The following is a 16,704-nucleotide window of genomic DNA, read 5'->3' on the forward strand; positions in this document are numbered from 1 at the left end:
ATGAGGCACTCGTTGTTTTGTTATGTATTATATATTGATTTTAAAATTTGTAAGTTTGCTTTTTCATTTTTCTTAATAGCGTTTGTATATTTTGCGAGAAAGAGCTGAGAAGGATAAACAGGTAGTTCACCACAAATATCGATACCATAGACATCTTTATTCCTAATAAGAGAATGAATACATTTTAATAGTGTAGAGAGTTTCACATGTCCTTGATCCCAATTAGTAATAGCTACTTTTGGATCTAAAACATCTTTATCAATGCTTACATATATACTTTCTGTATGAATATCCGAAAGTAATGTATGTGTAGATACTTCATTAGAGGTATCTATCGGGAACACTGCTACGCATGAATAATCATTAGAATGTATTGTTAAAGAAGAAGGTCCAATAATAATTACTTTCTTTAATTTCGGGTTATTTTGAAGAGCAAATGATACCCATGATCCGCAAGAAATAAGAGTGTGTTCATTTTCTTCTTTTAAGTTCATGTCAGTGTGATGATCAAATAAAATAAGGCTAAATGGTTCATTTATTTCTTTTAGTAGTAAATAAGATACATAATGATAATTTCCAGAACCGATAAAAGTGACTCCTTTTTGCTTTCTACGATATAACTTCCGTTTTATACGCTTTAAAGAAGGAGTCTCGCAATATAGGTTTGCGTGCTCTAAATGACTAAAATCAATATCTTCATGTGAATAAGAATGAAGTTTATTTTGTAATAAATATGTATCATCAAAGTTTAAAAAAGTTAAACCGCTATACAAAAAACTCATATTTATTCATCTCCTTTATATTTAGGCTAGCATATATGTTTATAAATTTAAAACGAAATGCTTAGAGGTGGATTTGTATTTGAAATAGATGTATTATTTTGACGGAATAATCTTTCAATTTATAAAGAAAAGAAATATAATATAAGGAAATATATATGTGGTTCAGGAAATAGGAAATATGTAATAAATGAAAATGAGATATGAAATTGAATTGAGGAAAAAGTAGGTAAAGATTAACTGCCTGCAGAAGCTTTGTTGATTCAACAAATAATCAATATTACGAGTGATTATTTGTGAGAGGAGAATAAAGGTAAGTATGAAAAAGATTATTATTTCAGATCTTGATGGGACTTTATTAAGAAGTGATAAAACAATTTCAGAGAAATCTATTAATATTTTAAGGGAATGTAAAAATAATGGAGACGAATTAATTTTTGCTACAGCAAGGCCGCCAAGAGCTATAAAACAGTATATTCCCAGCGTGTTAAAGAGTGAGATTATCATTTGTTATAACGGGGCTCTAGTTCTTAAAGGTAGTGATATTTTATATGAAATGAAGATTTCTAAAAATGACATTTTAGAAATCATAGAAATAGCAAAAAAGTACAATCTTTATCAGATTTGTCTTGAAATAGGTGATAAGTTGTATTCAAATTTTGATGTTACTAATTATTTTGGTAATGTACCATGTGAAATTATCGATATAAGAGATTTAGACTTTGAAACAGCTTCTAAGGCAATTATTTGTACTAAAGGCTCAATACATAAGGAATTCATTAAAGAATTGCCTGATGAATGCAAGGCAGTTATTACAGATGACGGAACATTGTGTCAAATTATGCATGCAGAAGTTTCAAAATGGAATAGTATTCAACATGTTCTACAGCACTTAAATCGAGACTTATCTGAAGTTATTGCCTTTGGAGATGACTACAATGATATGGAAATGATAGAGAAATGTGGGATTGGTGTAGCGATGAGCAATGCTGTTGAGGAATTAAAGTTAGTTGCTAAATTTATTACTAAAAGTAACGATGAGGATGGAGTTGCTACATTTCTAGAAAGTAAAAGTTATGTTTATGCTAATTAGTATGAAAAAATTGCAGTAAGCTTAAGTTGCGAAAAAGAGATGCTACATCTGTTTTGATAAATAGATATTATGAATGGGATATGCGGGAGGAAGCAAGTAAGATGAAAACATTATTTAAAATAATAGGTATTATAGCTGGTATGGCGGTAATTGGAGTAGGTTTAACATATGGTATGCTATATTATTTGAATAATAGTAAGCCAGTTGCGAAGAAGACAACACCAGCGGCTCCAGCAGTAGAAGTACTAGCTGATAGTAACGTAAAGGCAGAAGATGCAAAGGTTTTAGAAAATGGCAATCATTCCTTACCAAATAGTGGTTTTAATAAAAACTTTAAATGGACAGATGAGAACATACAGACAGCGCTACATGAAATGGCGCATCAAAAAACGAAAGCAGATCAAAAGTGGGGCTATATTTTTATTACACAAGAACGTATTGAGAGTTTACTAGATATCGTAAACAGTAATGATCTAACACAGAAAAGTACATATGTGGATATTTTAGAACGATGGAAACAAGGGAAATACGAAAAGGTTGATGCGGATCACAATAAGATTTGGAAATTACAAAGTGGGAATTTAGGCGAAGGAAAAGGAGTAATGTCAGAAAAGGAGCAAAAAGAATTAATTAATCAAGTGTTTATACAAAAAGGTACATATTCAGGTAGTAAATTAATTGCAGGTGGGGGACAGCCTAATAAATAAAGTCTTTATCAATGAAAGAGAGTAATTGCTTATTAGGCAGTTACTCTTTTTTTGTGCAATTTTTTTTAAATCAATTAGTTGTGCTCTAGTAACGTAAGAAATGACTGTACCACGGGGGATATCCATCTAGATTTATGGTAGATTACATGACTTTGAATAATAGCTGGAGTTTCAATAGGTTGAAATTGTATTTGTTCCTTTTGGCAATTCTCTTGTACAACGATGTGAGGAAGAATTGAAATTCCTAACTCGCACATTACAGCTTGTTTAATTACCTCAACATTGGAAGTTTCAAATGTTTTCTCTGGAATATTTCCGCTTTGACGTAAAAAACAATCGACCATCGGCCTATAGCCGCAGTTTTGCTCAGTAAAAATAAACTGAGTATCCTGTAATAAACGAAATGGATCAGCGTGTATGGGAGAATGGATAGGCAAAATCCAACCAAATGTTTCTTTACAAAAAGTGCGTGTAATAAAATCATTATGTTCTATACTTTCTCCAATGATAAAGATAACATCTGTTTCTCCTTCATGTAATTTTTGTAATGCTTGTTCATTTGTGTTTGTTTCCAGAACGATATTTACTTTCGGATTTTTCTGTTTGTAAGTACGTAATAATTGTGGTAATCGGTACACCGCCAATGATTCATTAGAAGTAATACTTAATGTACCTTCCAAATGATCACCATTTTGAGGGATTTCTTGTGCTTTTTCATAAATTGCAAGTAGTTCTAATGCATAAGGATGAAATTGATGACCTGCTTTTGTAAGAAGTACTTTTTTCCCTAACCGATCGAAAAGAGGAATGTGTAAATCGTTTTCTAATGCTTTCATATGCGCTGTAACAGTAGATTGCGCATAACCTAATACATGAGCAGCTTTAGAAAAACTACCATACTTCACAATGGCACAAAATGTTTTAACGTGTCTCATTTCCATAAATGATCCCTCTTTTATTATCATGATTTGTGAATGATTATATCATGTATTTCAATTTTCCAAATGATTAAATTCTTTATAAAATGAAGTTATAGAAATATTTATTCATTTGATATTGGAGGAGAAAAAATGAGTGAAAAGGGCTATCATATAGCTGTAGTTGGGGCTACAGGAGCAGTAGGACAGAAAATCATTGAGCTGTTAGAAAAAGAAAGAAAGTTTAATATAGGTGAAGTTACGTTGCTTTCGTCAAAACGCTCTGCTGGTAAGGAGATACAATTTAAAGGGCGGGAGATAGTCATAAAAGAAGCAAAAACAGATAGCTTTATAGGTGTAGATATTGCTTTTTTTAGTGCTGGGGGAGAGGTATCTAGACAATTTGTTAATCACGCAGTCTCTAGTGGTGCAATCGTAATTGATAACACGAGTGAGTACCGAATGGCTCACGATGTACCACTCGTTGTTCCAGAAGTAAATGCGCACACTTTAAAGGAGCATAAAGGTATTATAGCGGTGCCAAATTGTTCAGCATTACAGATGGTAACAGCGCTCCAACCAATTCGAAAAGTATTCGGATTGGAACGAATTATCGTTTCCACATACCAAGCTGTATCAGGTTCTGGCATTCATGCGATTCATGAATTAAAAGAACAGGCTAAGTCTATGCTTGCAGGTGAGGAGATGAAGAGTACCATATTACCAGCGAAAAAAGATAAAAAACATTACCCAATTGCGTTTAATGTACTGCCTCAAGTAGATATATTCACAGATAATGATTTCACCTTTGAAGAAGTAAAGATGATTCAAGAGACGAAGAAAATTTTAGAAGACTCCAACCTAAAAATGGCAGCTACTTGTGTCCGGGTTCCAGTTGTATCAGGACATTCAGAATCGGTTTATATTGAACTTGAAAAAGAAGCAACTGTAGCGGAAATTAAAGAAGTATTGCGAAATGCACCAGGTGTTATTTTACAAGATAACCCTAGTGAACAGTTGTATCCAATGCCATTATATGCAGAAGGGAAAATAGAGACATTTGTCGGGAGAATACGTAAAGATCTTGATACGCCAAACGGATTCCATCTTTGGATTGTTTCAGATAATTTATTAAAAGGGGCAGCTTGGAATTCGGTTCAAATCGCAGAAGCGTTGGTGGAAGTAGGGATAATTTAGGGAAGATTAATAAACCGGGACATTATTAATGATTTCCCGGTTTTTATTTAATAAAGGTTTTCTTTATTTTGATTAACTTTAATTTAAATTAATTTTTATGGAATTTTTATAAATATCCACTTTATCCGCAGTAAAACTTAAAGATTTGGGCTCTTCATTAATTGTAAGATCAATAGTAATTGATAATGGCATTTCGACCTTTCTCACTATATCTTCTATAGCAATATACTCATCTTCTGTTTCGTTATAATAAACAACAAAACTAATTAACGCTTCATCATTTTCAATACTAATTTCACACATCATAGGGAATTTCTCGCCATGGTTTTAGCGTAATTCGCCTAGTATTATAGAACCGTTTAACTCTTCAGTAAAATTAGTAGTTGTCGTTGGTTTCACCCATGTTTCATCACGCTCTTCGTTTTCTTCTTCATCTAGTGCCCATTCCCATATCGGGTTTTGTTTCAGGTCCTCAATCGTTAGTTTATCAATTGGTTTGCTATTACTCATAAATATGTTCTCCTTTTGTTCATTTAGTGTTGTAAAGAATGCACGGTTATTTTTAGTTGCTCAATAAATGCTCGAGTTGCAGCACACATATATTTATCTTTCCTGTAAATAAGTCCGATATCTATCGTTGGAGTAGGATCTTTTATTTTAAGAGCTTGAATGTTTGTTTTTTGCAAAAAGTCTATATATGGTTTTGGTAACACTGTAATTCCCATACCTTTTGAGACCATTTGAATTAAAGATTCCATTGTACTAATTTCTAGAATTGGTTTTGGTGTAAAGTCAAACTGTTGACAATGAGATGTAATGAGTTCAGTTAAAAAGAAATTTTTGGGTAACAGAATTAAAGGATAGTCCTGTAATTCTACAATAGATATATGGCTACGTTCAGTTAATGTATGACCGGTTGGGACAACTAATGTAAGTTCACTTTTATATAGTGGGATAGAAACAATTTCTTTATTTTGCACTGGTAAAAATGTAATACCAATATCTAATTCGTTTTGTAACAATTTTTCTCGAATATCTCCAGTACGAAGCCCTAACACAGAAAGCTCGATATTTGGGTATAGTTTGTTAAAATTTAATATGGCTGGTGGCAGTAAATAATTTACGACAGTTAATAAAGAGCCGATTGTTAAGGAGCCATGTTGTAATCCATTTAAATCTTGAATAGCAGAACGAGCTTGTTCAATTTCACGAAAAATCGTTTTAGTATGTAATAACAAAATTTTACCTGCTTCAGTTAAAGATATTTTTTTGCCAATTCTATCAAAAAGTGGCATACCCAATTCGTGTTCTAATGCACGTATTTGTTGACTGAGTGAAGGTTGTGAAATGTTTAATTTCTCAGCTGCTTTTGTAAAATGCAACTCTTTTGAAACAGCTAAAAAGTAATTTAGTTGTCGTAATTCGATTGGAATCACCTCAAGTTTAATGATAGGTTATACCTATCATTATTATATAAATAATCGAATTGAACAATGGTTTTGTAGAGTTTATAATCACCTTATTAGAAATAAATTGAAGAGTGTTGGAAGTAAGGCTAGATAAGTATAAGTATCGTAGCAGAGATATTTGATTAAGTATTACTTTTTTCCCACCTCTTGTCATTTAAAATTTAAAAATAGGCAAAGAGTTTGAAAGAATAGATTAACCTTTTGAAAATTGTACGATAAGTAAGAGGAGCGATTACGATGAATAAAGTGTATGAGGTACTATCATTAAATATAGGGTTGCCCAAGGAAGTTATGTATGGAGGAAAGTTAATTCAAACAGGTATTAATAAAGTGGAAACAAAGGAACCTATATATTTATCGTTTCTAAAATTTAAAGGAGATGGTCAGGCGGATTTGGTTCATCATGGCGGAGTAGATAAAGCGGTTTGTGTTTATTCGGGAGATCATTATGGATATTGGGAAAAAGAATTGAATCAAGATCTTGTATATGGGGCCTTCGGAGAAAATATAACGGTGAGTGGTTTGCGGGAAGAAGATGTTTGTATTGGTGATACTTTTAAACTTGGAGAAGCAATTGTACAAGTAACGCAGCCAAGACAACCTTGTTTTAAATTAGCGAAGAAATACAATGTTCCAAAATTGCCATTATATTTTCAAGAAACAGGATATACAGGTTTTTATTTTCGAGTATTAAAAGAAGGATGGGTATCACATGTCGATACGTTAAAATGGCTAGATTCTGACCCGAAAGGTGTTACAGTAGCGTTTGCTAATCGCATTATGCATAAGGAGAAACAAAATGTTGAAGGCTTAAATAGGATTTTGGAAGTAAAAGCACTTTCTACTAGTTGGCGAAAAACATTTGAAAAACGAATGAGGGGAGAAGAAATTAGTACGAAAGAGAGAATTGAAGGGAAAAAAGAATAAATAAATTTTATTATAAGTAGTGCATTTCTATTAGTAAAAGTTAACTAGAAAGCACTATTTTTATGTAATTAACTTATTAATATTCAAAAATTTTAATATTGGATTATTCGACTTATTTTCGAATAATCGAAACATAAAATTTATTAGACTATTTTTTTATATTTTATGATACTATATTGATTTGTAAGGTCTATTGTTTTATGAGTAGGTCATACAAGTATATCTAAATTAATGGAATTGACGTATGGAGGTACAACATGGGGAATGTTGAAAAGATTGCAAATCTTCTAATAGAAGAACCGGAAAGAGAGCAGTTATTTCCTTTATTTGAAGAAGTGTTTGGTATTACAAGTCAAACATTGAATGATTTTTCGGAGAAAGGATATTGGGATGATACATATAAAGCTTTGTCCTTTTTACAAGAAGATAAGGTAATTGCAAATGTTGCGGCATTTTCACTACCATTGCTAATAAATGGTGAAAGAATAAATGCAGCGGGCATCCAATCAGTAATGACGCATCCTAATTTTCGTAGACAAGGATTAATGACGCAATTAATGAGTAGGATGATAGAAGAAATCGATAAGCAATGTAATTGTGCGTTATTGTTTACTGAAACCCCAGAATTATATAAATCATTTGGGTTTAAAGTTGTGCAGGAACATCTGATGACTATACCATACGATAAAAGTAATAATAAGGATTCTTTACTTAGAAAGTTAGACTATCATACTGAAGAGGATAGACAGTTAATACATGAGACTGTTGATAGTAGTCAAAGGCTTTCAAACATATTTTCAACATTAAACTTCCAGTCTTCGTTTTATTTGAATATGAATAACTCAAACTGGAATGAAAAACTGTATTATTCAGAAAAACTAGATGCTTTAATTGTATATGAAGTAAAAGATCAAAAGTTGAAATTATTTGGAGTGTTCGCACCTGTACTTCCAGTTTTAGATGAATTATGTGAAGGAATTAATGAGGAATTTACAGAAATTGAATTTTATTTTTCTCCAGATCAACTAGGAATTGAGGATGTACAATTTACAGAAGTACAGTTTAGTAAGTATTTAATGGTTCGAAGTAGTAAAGAGTTAGATTTTAAAGGTTATAAATTCCCAGTATTAACGGAGTTCTAAAAAGTATCTTGCTGGAGGAAGTAGATGATAAGCCTATTAAAATAGATTTTTACACATGTAGTCCATCTAGTAATAATGAATTCGAGACTGAATTTTAAAATTTAACAAATATAGATGAAAAACCGCATTCTTATAACGAAGAATGCGGTTTTTATATTTCCGTAATAAAAAGCAAATTTATTGACCAGATAGAAATTAATACTTATCATTTAATAATGTTAAATATTAATTTACATAATATAATAGAAGTAATGAAGAAATGAAGAAATTACAACTATATTGCTTAAATAAGGAGGGATAAAGATTATTCAGTGGTAATTTCATAGGAAAAGGAGATTATGTATGAAATCATTTCGTAAGCTATTACAGTATTTAAAACCATACATGTTCTTCGCTATTATTGGACCGCTATTTATGGTACTTGAGGTTGCGATGGACTTAATTCAACCGACTATTATGCAACATATTATTGATGTTGGGATTGCAAATCGGGATTTAAATTATGTAATAAAAATGGGGCTTCTTATGATAGGGGCAGCGGCGCTCGGTTTAGTTGGAGGACTTGGGTGTATGATGTATTCTACAAAAGCAGCTGTTAATTTTGCAACAGACATACGAAAAGATGTTTTTGCGAAAATAGAAACTTTTTCTAGCAATAATCGTGATTCATTTGGAACAGGAAAATTATTAACGATTGTGACAAATGATATTACTTCAATTCAATCGGCGATGACGATGACATTACGTGTTCTTGTTCGTGGCCCGTTGTTATTTATAGGAAGTATAATTATCGTTTTTGTAACAGCTCGAGAGTTATTTCCTATATTACTTGTAGTCGTTCCGATTTTATTACTGGCGATTATATTCATTGCAAGTAAAGCAAGCGGAACGTTTAAAAAAGTACAAGAAGCATTAGATAAAGTGAATACAAAGTTACAAGAAAACTTATCTGGTGTCCGTGTTATAAAAGCGTATGTAAGACAAAAATATGAAATTGGTCAGTTTGGAAATGTTAATACAAATTTAACGAAGATAAATATTCGAGCTGTGCAGCTTATTTCCATAATGATGCCAATCATTATGCTAGTTGTAAGTGGTGGGATTGTTGCGACATTATGGATTGGTGGAGAAAAAGTATTTAATGGAACTCTTCAAGTGGGAGCGATTTTGGCATTTATTAACTACTTGAATATTATTTTAATGTCACTTATGTCTATTAGTATGGTATTTATTCAAATTGCTCGAGCTTTTCCATCTGCAGACCGTGTACAGCAAGTTTTAAATACGGAAGTTGATATTATGAGTGATACAAAAGCATTTGTCCCTGTGGAAATCGAGGGGAATGTTGACTTTAAAAATGTTAGTTATAGTTACACGAAAAATAATGAATATGTTTTAAAGGATATTTCATTTAGTATACGAACAGGGGAAAAAGTAGGGATTATTGGATCAACAGGTAGTGGGAAATCTACTTTAGCTAAACTATTACCACGTCTTTATGATGTTGATCATGGTGAAATATGTATAGATGGAATAAATGTTAAATCGTATGATTTACAAAAATTGCGTGCATCAATAGGTTTTGTACCACAAAAGGCATTGTTATTTTCAGGCAGTATAGAAGGGAATTTACGTTATGGTAAAGAAGATGCCACGCGCGATGAACTGGAAATAGCAGCTTCTTCAGCTTGTGCGACGGAGTTTATCAACAAGCTGGAAGAATCTTATCAATATAATTTAACACAAGGTGCGACAAATTTATCAGGTGGACAAAAACAACGCGTATCTATTGCAAGAGCGCTTGTAAGAAAACCATCGATTCTTATATTAGATGATTCTACATCAGCGGTTGATGCTAAGTCAGAATCCAAAATTCAATCAGCATTAAGAACAGAATATAAAGGAACTACGACATTATTAATTGCTTCTAAAATCTCATCTATAATAGATGCTGATAAAATTCTCGTACTAGATAATGGTGAATTAGTTGGTGATGGTACCCATGAACAACTGTTAGAACAATGTGATGTATATCAGGAAATCTATCTTTCCCAAGGTGGCAACTTAGATAAAGAAGGTGGGAAAGAACATGCGTAATTTTCAAGGACAATTTGCAAATAAAGGTGGACGTAACGCACCGAAGATGGGAAAAGCAAAAAATACTAAAGGAACTGTAATGCGAGTATGGAACTATATGGGGTATCAAAAGGCTGCGCTTATGTTCGTTATATTTCTAGTAGTTGTTACGACGCTACTTGGGTTGTTAGGTCCTTATTTTATGGGTGTAATTATAGATCAATATATTGTACCGAAAGATTTAAGTGGTACAGCAAGAATGTGTATGCTACTTATAGCGATTTACGGTGTAACGGTGTTTTTAACATGGTTACAGACATACGTCATGATTAACGTTGCATTAAAAACCATTCAAAAAATACGCCAAGATATTTTTGAGAAAATCCAAACGCTTTCTTTACGGTTCTTTGATGTACGTTCTCAAGGCGATTTAATGAGCCGTGTGACAAATGATATCGATAATTTGAATCAAGCTTTGACACAAAGCGTTGTGCAAATTATTTCATCAGCGTTAACTTTTATAGGTGTGACGATTGCGATGTTTGCATTAGATTGGATCTTAGCAATTGTAACTTTAATTACAGTACCTATTATGTTTATTGTTACAAAAAAACTAGTTGCCTATAGTGGTAAAAATTTTGCGAAGCGTCAAAAAGATTTAGGGGAATTAAATGGGTTTATTGAGGAAGCTATAACTGGTGCGGATGTTACAACGTTATATGGGAAAGAAAAAGAAACCATACAAAATTTCAATAAAATTAATGAACAGCTAAGAATTTCAGCTACGAAGGCGGATACCTTTTCAGCCTTTATTTTTCCGAGTATGAACTTTATTAATAATTTAGGAATGGGGCTTGTAATTGGAACTGGGTCAGTTATGGTTTTAAACGGAATGACAACAGTAGGTGTCATTGCGGCTTTTATTAATTATTCGCGTCAATTCTCAAGACCATTAAGTCAATTTGCAACTTTAATGAATACAATTCAAGCGGCAGTTGCCGGTGGAGAACGTGTTTTTGAAATTATGGATGAAGTACCAGAAATTCAAAATAAAAAAGATGCATGCGTTGTACAAAATTTACAGGGGCATGTCGCACTTGAGAATGTTTCATTTGGCTACGCGGAAAATAAAATGATTTTAAAAGAAGTGAGCCTTAAAGCACAACCAGGAGAGACAATTGCTTTAGTTGGTCCGACTGGATCGGGAAAAACAACAATCATTAATTTGTTAACTCGTTTTTATGATATACAGCAAGGTCAAATTCAAATTGATGGAAAAGATATAAAGGATTATGACATTAATTCTTTACGAAGTAAAATAGGAGTAGTTTTACAGGATACGTATTTATTTGCTGGATCGATTATGGATAATATCCGTTATGGCCGATTAAATGCTAGTGATGAAGAAGTAATCAATGCAGCGAAAGCAGCATCAGCACATTCGTTTATTAAACATTTACCGAATCAATATGAAACAGAAATTGCCTCAGAAGGATCGAATTTAAGTCAAGGACAAAAACAACTTCTTGCGATTGCACGTGCAATTTTAGCGGATGCAGATATTTTAATTCTTGATGAAGCGACCTCAAATATTGATACGAGAACAGAATTACAAATTCAAGCGGGGTTAAACAATTTAATGAGTGGTCGAACAAGTTTTGTAATCGCTCATCGACTCAAAACAATTGAAAAGGCAGATCAAATCCTTGTAATAAAAGATGGAAGTATTTTAGAGCGAGGAGATCATGAATCTCTTATGGAGGATCGAGGGTTTTATTTCGATTTATATACAAGTCAGTTTAAAATTTAATAAAAAACTCATATGGTGCGGTTTCTCTGGAAAGGAGAAATCGCATTTTTAATATTTTTGCACATCCATTATATGTAAAGCAACTTAGTTCAAATGAATGAATTAAAATGGAAGTTTTTAAGTTACGAAGAGGAATTAACAACGAAAGAATTGGATGTAAATAATGAGTCGGATTTAAGGAAGTAGTATTTTGTTTGTGTTATCAAATCATTATTTGACAGGGTACATAGACAAAGAAGAGCCTGATATGGCTCTCAGGCTCTTCCCTCAATAGCAAAGAGTAAGTCTTTTGATTACCCTTCTGTTACATAATACATAAAATATATGTGGATGTATAGAACAGGAAATTCCAATATAATTATTTGAATATAATGTTTAAAAATAAAATTAGTAAAATAAAATATGGAATTAAATTGTAAATGTTGATTTAACGCATGATGCGGATGGGTTTTTATTAAATGAAAGTCAATAAAGTAATATTGAGATAATAAAATATGAAATATTGCATATTTTATTACAGAACGCGAAGAAATGAATTGAAAAGGATGTATTCTATTATTTAAGGAGAAATAATGAGTGGGGGAGGAATAAAACTTTCACTCATTAACGTTTCATTTTTAAAATTGCAACGATAATTAGAAAATAGATATCCATTTCTATACATGTTACGTAAATAGAAACGAAATAGAAATTAAGTCATAAATGGAAGTAATAATTTACGTGGTATTGTAACAATTTCAAGAGCTATTTTGGTTGAATAAAGAAGAATATGCGTTAACTCTAAAGCGTGTGTTAATAGTAATATGAAGCTGGTCAGAATTACAAAACTTCCCCAAAAGAAACTTATTGAAGTGTTACGGAAATCTTTTATTAAAGAAAAGAAAGAAAAAAATGTTATAACAATGAGAATGAAAAATTTATACTTATCAGCCATTATAATCCTCCTAAAGAGCAGTACCTTATATTATATCTTATTTTTGTATTATAATAAAGGAATTTATGAATGAGGATTGTGAAAAGGTGAAAAGTGGCAGGATAAATCGACAAATAAGTACAAAAGGGGTTAGTAAACTATGGCTTTTTTCAAAATAAAAACCACAACTAAAGATGGCAGTTGTGGTTTTTATTTTGGAGATTCTTTGTTTGAGAGGATAGATAATTTAGAATTGAAAAGTTATCAAACAGATTAGTGCCCTATTTATTGTTTGTTGTAACTATATTGAATATTTGGCCGGACAATAAGACGAGCTTTGAATATAGTAATAAAAAAGGGGATGTAGAACAATGGCTAGATATAGTTTACATGGAGGCCACAATAGTATAGTACAGGGTGCAAATTATGGGAATCGGAAAGAGCACATTATGGATCGACAAATTAAGGATGCGGTTGTAAATAAATTAAGAGCATTGGGACATACAGTTTATGATGATACTGATGAGGTAGGAACAACACAAGCACAAAATTTAAGTAACATTGTAGCAAAAACGAATTCGCACGATGTAGACTTAGTCATTTCATTTCACTTAAACTCGTACGATACGAATGCTAATGGTGTTGAAGTGCTTTACTATGACCAGCAGGCGTTAGCAGCAAAAGTAGCGGCGCAACTTTCAAAAGATATTGGTTGGTCAAATCGTGGTGCTAAGGAACGAAAAGATCTTTATGTGTTAGCAAATACAAAAGCACCGGCAATTTTAATTGAACTTGGATTTATCGATAACGAATCAGATATGGCAAAATGGGATGTGGATAAGATCTCTAATTCAATCGTTTATGCTTTAACGGGACAATCAGGCGGGACAACTCCGCCATCAAAACAAAATATCATCCAATCAGGAGCTTTTTCACCATATGAAACGCCTGATGTTATGGGAGCATTAACATCCTTAAAAATGACAGCTAATTTCATCTTACAATCTGATGGTTTAACGTATTTTATTTCTGAACCAACTTCAGATGCCCAGCTTAATGGAATGACGGACTACCTTGATCGTAAAGGTTGGTGGTATGAAGTTAAATAAAAAAATTTTGGTTTAGCGGAACAGTATATTTATATATCGATAGCTCGAAAAAGAGGACTACTTGTTTTTAGTAATCCTCTTTTTCTAATTTTATCCCGCTATTTGCTGGGCAGTAAGATGTCTATCTCAAAATTACGCGAATGCAAAGAAGTTAGGTGAGGTGGTGGACTGCCCGTAAGTGGAAGATACATGGAGAATTTCAACTTTATTGGAATAGAATATTTTTAATAAGAAAAGGAATATAGGATTTGAATTTAATTTACTACAATTGAAAATGCACTGAAAACTAATAAAATAGCCATAATGATGTTAAATAATCGATTATGTTTTAATAATATTTTTTGAAACATTGAACCGAATAGGCTCCAACTAAACGTACTCATTAAACCGACTAAACCTAGAAATAAGGAAAAGAAAACGTAGCTTAAATAAGATTGGTAATAAGGGAGTATAAAAGTCGATACTACAGTCAGTCCGAATAATATCCCTTTAGGGTTAACAAATTGAAGGGAAATCCCCACTGTAAATAAGTTTGTATTATTTTTTTCAGTGGGCTCTGTATTGCCTTTACTAGTAAGTATTTTAAAAGCTAAATATAGCATGTACGCTACACCTAAAATTTTCAAAGGCAATTCGATTATGGGTAGTATATTAATGAGTACAACATTAAAGAAACTGCATAAGAAAGTGAGGATGAAAAAACCGAAAGCTACGCCAATGCAAAATTGTATGCTCCTCTTTAACCCATGTTGATTGGCATATGTCATAGCTAAAAAATTGTTAGGACCGGGTGTGAAGCTACTTATAAAAACAAATAATAAAAAAGAAAATATAGGCATTTCAAAACCCTCCCGATAAAATAGTATGTTATAATGACCGAAAAGAACAATATAACGTGTGCTTTTTATTATACATAACGGTCGTTATATTGTATATAGTGTAGAGGTGTTTTTTATGGAAGAAATTCAACTTATTCTGGCGAAAAATTTAAAAACAATTCGAGAGAAAGAAAAATTAAGTTTAGAAAAGGTTTCACAATTAACTGGTGTAAGTAAAACGATGATTGGACAAATTGAAAGAGGAGAATCAAGTCCTACGTTAACAACAATATGGAAAATTGCAAATGGATTGAAAGTGTCTTTTACTTCCTTAATCAATAATCCACAGCCGGATACGAAAGTAGTTTTACGAAATGATGTTCAAGTATTGTCTGAAGACAATGGAAAATATAAAGTTTATACCTCTTTTCCTTTCCAAGATGATAGACATTTTGAAATTTATACAGTTGAAATTGAAACAGAAGGAAAATTAAGCTCCGAAGCGCATAAAGAAGGAACGGAAGAATTTATTATAGTGTTTGATGGCGAGTTAACTATTGAAGTAAATGAATGTAAATATAATTTGAGAAGTGGTGATTCCATTAGATTTCGAGCAGATCGACCACATATTTATTACAATTCAGGTGAGAGCTTAACAAGATCGAGCATGATTATTTATTATCCTAATTCTTAATTTTTAATGGAAAAACTGCCTCTAGTAAGGTAGTTTTTTTATTTTTAAAAGATAATCAGATGAGGAACGGAAAGGTGTTTCTTTCACATATGATAGATATTATTGGCATTTAGAAGTAGTTAGTAAAGATATTGATTGTTTCTCCCTGTTTTTATGAAAGTCGAGCTAATTATAAAAATTCAATGGCGGGAGGAATACTTAGTGGGAAGTGAAGAAATTAGCTATTACATTTATAACTTGAAGGATTTTGAAGATAAATTTAAGGTGTTAAACGTGGAAAATTAAAATAGGTCATTTAGTTTAGGTATTTAATCTAAGCAATAAGATTATAGGGACATATAATTTATATTAGAGTCATGAAGATAATTAAAACGGCATTTTTAGTGTTTAATTATTAGTAGCACTTTCCTTTCTAGGAGGAAATAATAAATCAAAGTTAATAATATATAACAATGTATTCAATAGCTCTTAGAATAGCAAGGGACTCGAAAATTATTTGAATAAGGAGGAAAATATGAAACATAATGATTGTTTTGATGACAAAGACTGTGATCAAATTATTATTACAGGTGGTTGTTGTGAACCGAAGACAGTTTGTCCTAGCAATTCACAATTAATTGAATTAGAGAGTTTACTAGTTGCTTTAAGCACAGCTATACCAGCATTTTTGACGACCCCAAATGCTGCAAATAAAGCGGCACTAGTCAGTTTGTTTAATCAATTATTAATTTTACTAAATTCACTACTACCTACTACAGAAGTAGATTATTTGAAAGAATTAATTGAAGGTATTTTAGCTGTATTAACACCTATTAATCCAAACACGGCGCAATTGATTGTACTATTACAACAATTTTATAGCGCTCTTGCAGATTACTTCTTCTCTATAAAGACTTGTTTTGCACCATCAACTTTCCGATTTTTATTTGATCTATTAACGCTACTAATTAGTCTTACTCCAATTCCGCCAGGAGCAACAGGAGCAACAGGAGCAACAGGAGCAACAGGAGCAACGGGAGCAACGGGAGCAACAGGAGCAACGGGAGCAACAGG

At 32.2% G+C, this 16,704-nt stretch carries 15 protein-coding genes and 1 pseudogene; 10 read left to right on the forward strand and 6 right to left on the reverse strand.

From position 1 onward, the window contains the following. Nucleotides 1–20: 20 nt before the first annotated feature. Nucleotides 21–782, reverse strand: a complete 762-nt coding sequence (locus BAQ48_RS00960; RefSeq protein WP_071709649.1) for an arginase family protein — start codon at nt 780–782, stop codon at nt 21–23. A gap of 316 nt (nt 783–1,098) precedes the next feature. On the opposite strand from BAQ48_RS00960, the gene BAQ48_RS00965 reads away from it, so the two are divergent. Both BAQ48_RS00965 and BAQ48_RS00970 read left to right on the forward strand, forming a co-directional pair. Then, nucleotides 1,099–1,872, forward strand: a complete 774-nt coding sequence (locus tag BAQ48_RS00965; RefSeq protein ID WP_071709650.1) for a Cof-type HAD-IIB family hydrolase — start codon at nt 1,099–1,101, stop codon at nt 1,870–1,872. 101 nt (nt 1,873–1,973) lie between these two features. Then, the gene (locus BAQ48_RS00970) at nt 1,974–2,579 is read left to right on the forward strand and encodes a PRK06770 family protein (RefSeq protein WP_071709651.1); all 606 of its coding nucleotides are present in this window, start codon (nt 1,974–1,976) and stop codon (nt 2,577–2,579) included. Between the two features lie 74 nt (nt 2,580–2,653). Here BAQ48_RS00970 and BAQ48_RS00975 read toward each other — a convergent pair whose 3' ends face one another. Next, nucleotides 2,654–3,544 (reverse strand): LysR family transcriptional regulator, encoded by an 891-nt coding sequence (locus BAQ48_RS00975; protein WP_002018415.1) that lies wholly within the window; start codon nt 3,542–3,544, stop codon nt 2,654–2,656. A 105-nt stretch (nt 3,545–3,649) separates the two neighbouring features. Between BAQ48_RS00975 and BAQ48_RS00980 the strand changes: the two genes are divergently transcribed. Further along, nucleotides 3,650–4,693 carry an aspartate-semialdehyde dehydrogenase gene (locus tag BAQ48_RS00980; protein WP_071709652.1) on the forward strand — a complete coding sequence of 348 codons (1,044 nt, stop codon included), beginning with the start codon at nt 3,650–3,652 and terminating at the stop codon, nt 4,691–4,693. A gap of 78 nt (nt 4,694–4,771) precedes the next feature. Here BAQ48_RS00980 and BAQ48_RS00985 read toward each other — a convergent pair. Both BAQ48_RS00985 and BAQ48_RS00990 read right to left on the reverse strand, forming a co-directional pair. Beyond that, a pseudogene (locus BAQ48_RS00985) lies at nt 4,772–5,203 on the reverse strand (hypothetical protein). A gap of 23 nt (nt 5,204–5,226) precedes the next feature. Beyond that, a complete protein-coding gene (locus BAQ48_RS00990; RefSeq protein ID WP_071709653.1) occupies nt 5,227–6,129 on the reverse strand; it encodes a LysR family transcriptional regulator in 903 nt (300 codons plus the stop codon). Nucleotides 6,130–6,399: 270 nt separating this feature from the next. On the opposite strand from BAQ48_RS00990, the gene BAQ48_RS00995 reads away from it, so the two are divergent. The 4 genes from BAQ48_RS00995 to BAQ48_RS01010 all read left to right on the forward strand — a co-directional run bounded on the left by BAQ48_RS00995 (nt 6,400) and on the right by BAQ48_RS01010 (nt 12,117). After that, on the forward strand, nt 6,400–7,089 hold the full coding sequence (locus BAQ48_RS00995) for an MOSC domain-containing protein (protein ID WP_071709654.1): 690 nt from the start codon (nt 6,400–6,402) through the stop codon (nt 7,087–7,089). A 257-nt stretch (nt 7,090–7,346) separates the two neighbouring features. Beyond that, nucleotides 7,347–8,231 carry a GNAT family N-acetyltransferase gene (locus BAQ48_RS01000; protein ID WP_071709655.1) on the forward strand — a complete coding sequence of 295 codons (885 nt, stop codon included), beginning with the start codon at nt 7,347–7,349 and terminating at the stop codon, nt 8,229–8,231. Between the two features lie 342 nt (nt 8,232–8,573). Beyond that, nucleotides 8,574–10,328: an ABC transporter ATP-binding protein gene (locus BAQ48_RS01005; RefSeq protein ID WP_071709656.1), complete on the forward strand. Its 1,755-nt coding sequence runs from the start codon at nt 8,574–8,576 to the stop codon at nt 10,326–10,328. Next, nucleotides 10,321–12,117 (forward strand): ABC transporter ATP-binding protein, encoded by a 1,797-nt coding sequence (locus tag BAQ48_RS01010; protein WP_071709657.1) that lies wholly within the window; start codon nt 10,321–10,323, stop codon nt 12,115–12,117. Before BAQ48_RS01005 ends, BAQ48_RS01010 begins: the two co-directional genes overlap by 8 nt. Before the next feature lie 691 nt (nt 12,118–12,808). On the opposite strand, the gene BAQ48_RS01015 is transcribed toward BAQ48_RS01010, so the two are convergent. Further along, nucleotides 12,809–13,051: a hypothetical protein gene (locus BAQ48_RS01015; protein WP_071709658.1), complete on the reverse strand. Its 243-nt coding sequence runs from the start codon at nt 13,049–13,051 to the stop codon at nt 12,809–12,811. Between the two features lie 350 nt (nt 13,052–13,401). Between BAQ48_RS01015 and BAQ48_RS01020 the strand changes: the two genes are divergently transcribed. After that, nucleotides 13,402–14,139 (forward strand): N-acetylmuramoyl-L-alanine amidase, encoded by a 738-nt coding sequence (locus tag BAQ48_RS01020; protein ID WP_071709659.1) that lies wholly within the window; start codon nt 13,402–13,404, stop codon nt 14,137–14,139. A gap of 254 nt (nt 14,140–14,393) precedes the next feature. Here BAQ48_RS01020 and BAQ48_RS01025 read toward each other — a convergent pair whose 3' ends face one another. Continuing rightward, a complete protein-coding gene (locus tag BAQ48_RS01025) occupies nt 14,394–14,978 on the reverse strand; it encodes a LysE family transporter (RefSeq protein ID WP_071709660.1) in 585 nt (194 codons plus the stop codon). 58 nt (nt 14,979–15,036) lie between these two features. Between BAQ48_RS01025 and BAQ48_RS01030 the strand changes: the two genes are divergently transcribed. Both BAQ48_RS01030 and BAQ48_RS01035 read left to right on the forward strand, forming a co-directional pair. After that, nucleotides 15,037–15,651: a helix-turn-helix domain-containing protein gene (locus tag BAQ48_RS01030; protein ID WP_116758440.1), complete on the forward strand. Its 615-nt coding sequence runs from the start codon at nt 15,037–15,039 to the stop codon at nt 15,649–15,651. 514 nt (nt 15,652–16,165) lie between these two features. Further along, nucleotides 16,166–16,704: collagen-like repeat preface domain-containing protein (locus tag BAQ48_RS01035; RefSeq protein ID WP_116758442.1), on the forward strand; the 539-nt coding region annotated here is incomplete at its 3' end.

This window comes from Bacillus luti (genome assembly GCF_001884105.1).
GTDB classification, from domain to species: domain Bacteria; phylum Bacillota; class Bacilli; order Bacillales; family Bacillaceae_G; genus Bacillus_A; species Bacillus_A luti.

Excerpts from the sequence above, each read along its gene's own strand:
- BAQ48_RS00965 (WP_071709650.1), top strand. The coding sequence starts at position 1,099 with ATGAAAAAGATTATTATTTCAGATCTTGATGGGACTTTATTAAGAAGT.
- BAQ48_RS00995 (WP_071709654.1), top strand. The coding sequence starts at position 6,400 with ATGAATAAAGTGTATGAGGTACTATCATTAAATATAGGGTTGCCCAAG.
- BAQ48_RS01010 (WP_071709657.1), top strand. The coding sequence starts at position 10,321 with ATGCGTAATTTTCAAGGACAATTTGCAAATAAAGGTGGACGTAACGCA.
- BAQ48_RS00980 (WP_071709652.1), top strand. The coding sequence starts at position 3,650 with ATGAGTGAAAAGGGCTATCATATAGCTGTAGTTGGGGCTACAGGAGCA.
- BAQ48_RS01000 (WP_071709655.1), top strand. The coding sequence starts at position 7,347 with ATGGGGAATGTTGAAAAGATTGCAAATCTTCTAATAGAAGAACCGGAA.
- BAQ48_RS01025 (WP_071709660.1), bottom strand. The coding sequence starts at position 14,978 with ATGCCTATATTTTCTTTTTTATTATTTGTTTTTATAAGTAGCTTCACA.
- BAQ48_RS01015 (WP_071709658.1), bottom strand. The coding sequence starts at position 13,051 with ATGGCTGATAAGTATAAATTTTTCATTCTCATTGTTATAACATTTTTT.
- BAQ48_RS01020 (WP_071709659.1), top strand. The coding sequence starts at position 13,402 with ATGGCTAGATATAGTTTACATGGAGGCCACAATAGTATAGTACAGGGT.
- BAQ48_RS00970 (WP_071709651.1), top strand. The coding sequence starts at position 1,974 with ATGAAAACATTATTTAAAATAATAGGTATTATAGCTGGTATGGCGGTA.
- BAQ48_RS00960 (WP_071709649.1), bottom strand. The coding sequence starts at position 782 with ATGAGTTTTTTGTATAGCGGTTTAACTTTTTTAAACTTTGATGATACA.
- BAQ48_RS01005 (WP_071709656.1), top strand. The coding sequence starts at position 8,574 with ATGAAATCATTTCGTAAGCTATTACAGTATTTAAAACCATACATGTTC.
- BAQ48_RS00975 (WP_002018415.1), bottom strand. The coding sequence starts at position 3,544 with ATGATAATAAAAGAGGGATCATTTATGGAAATGAGACACGTTAAAACA.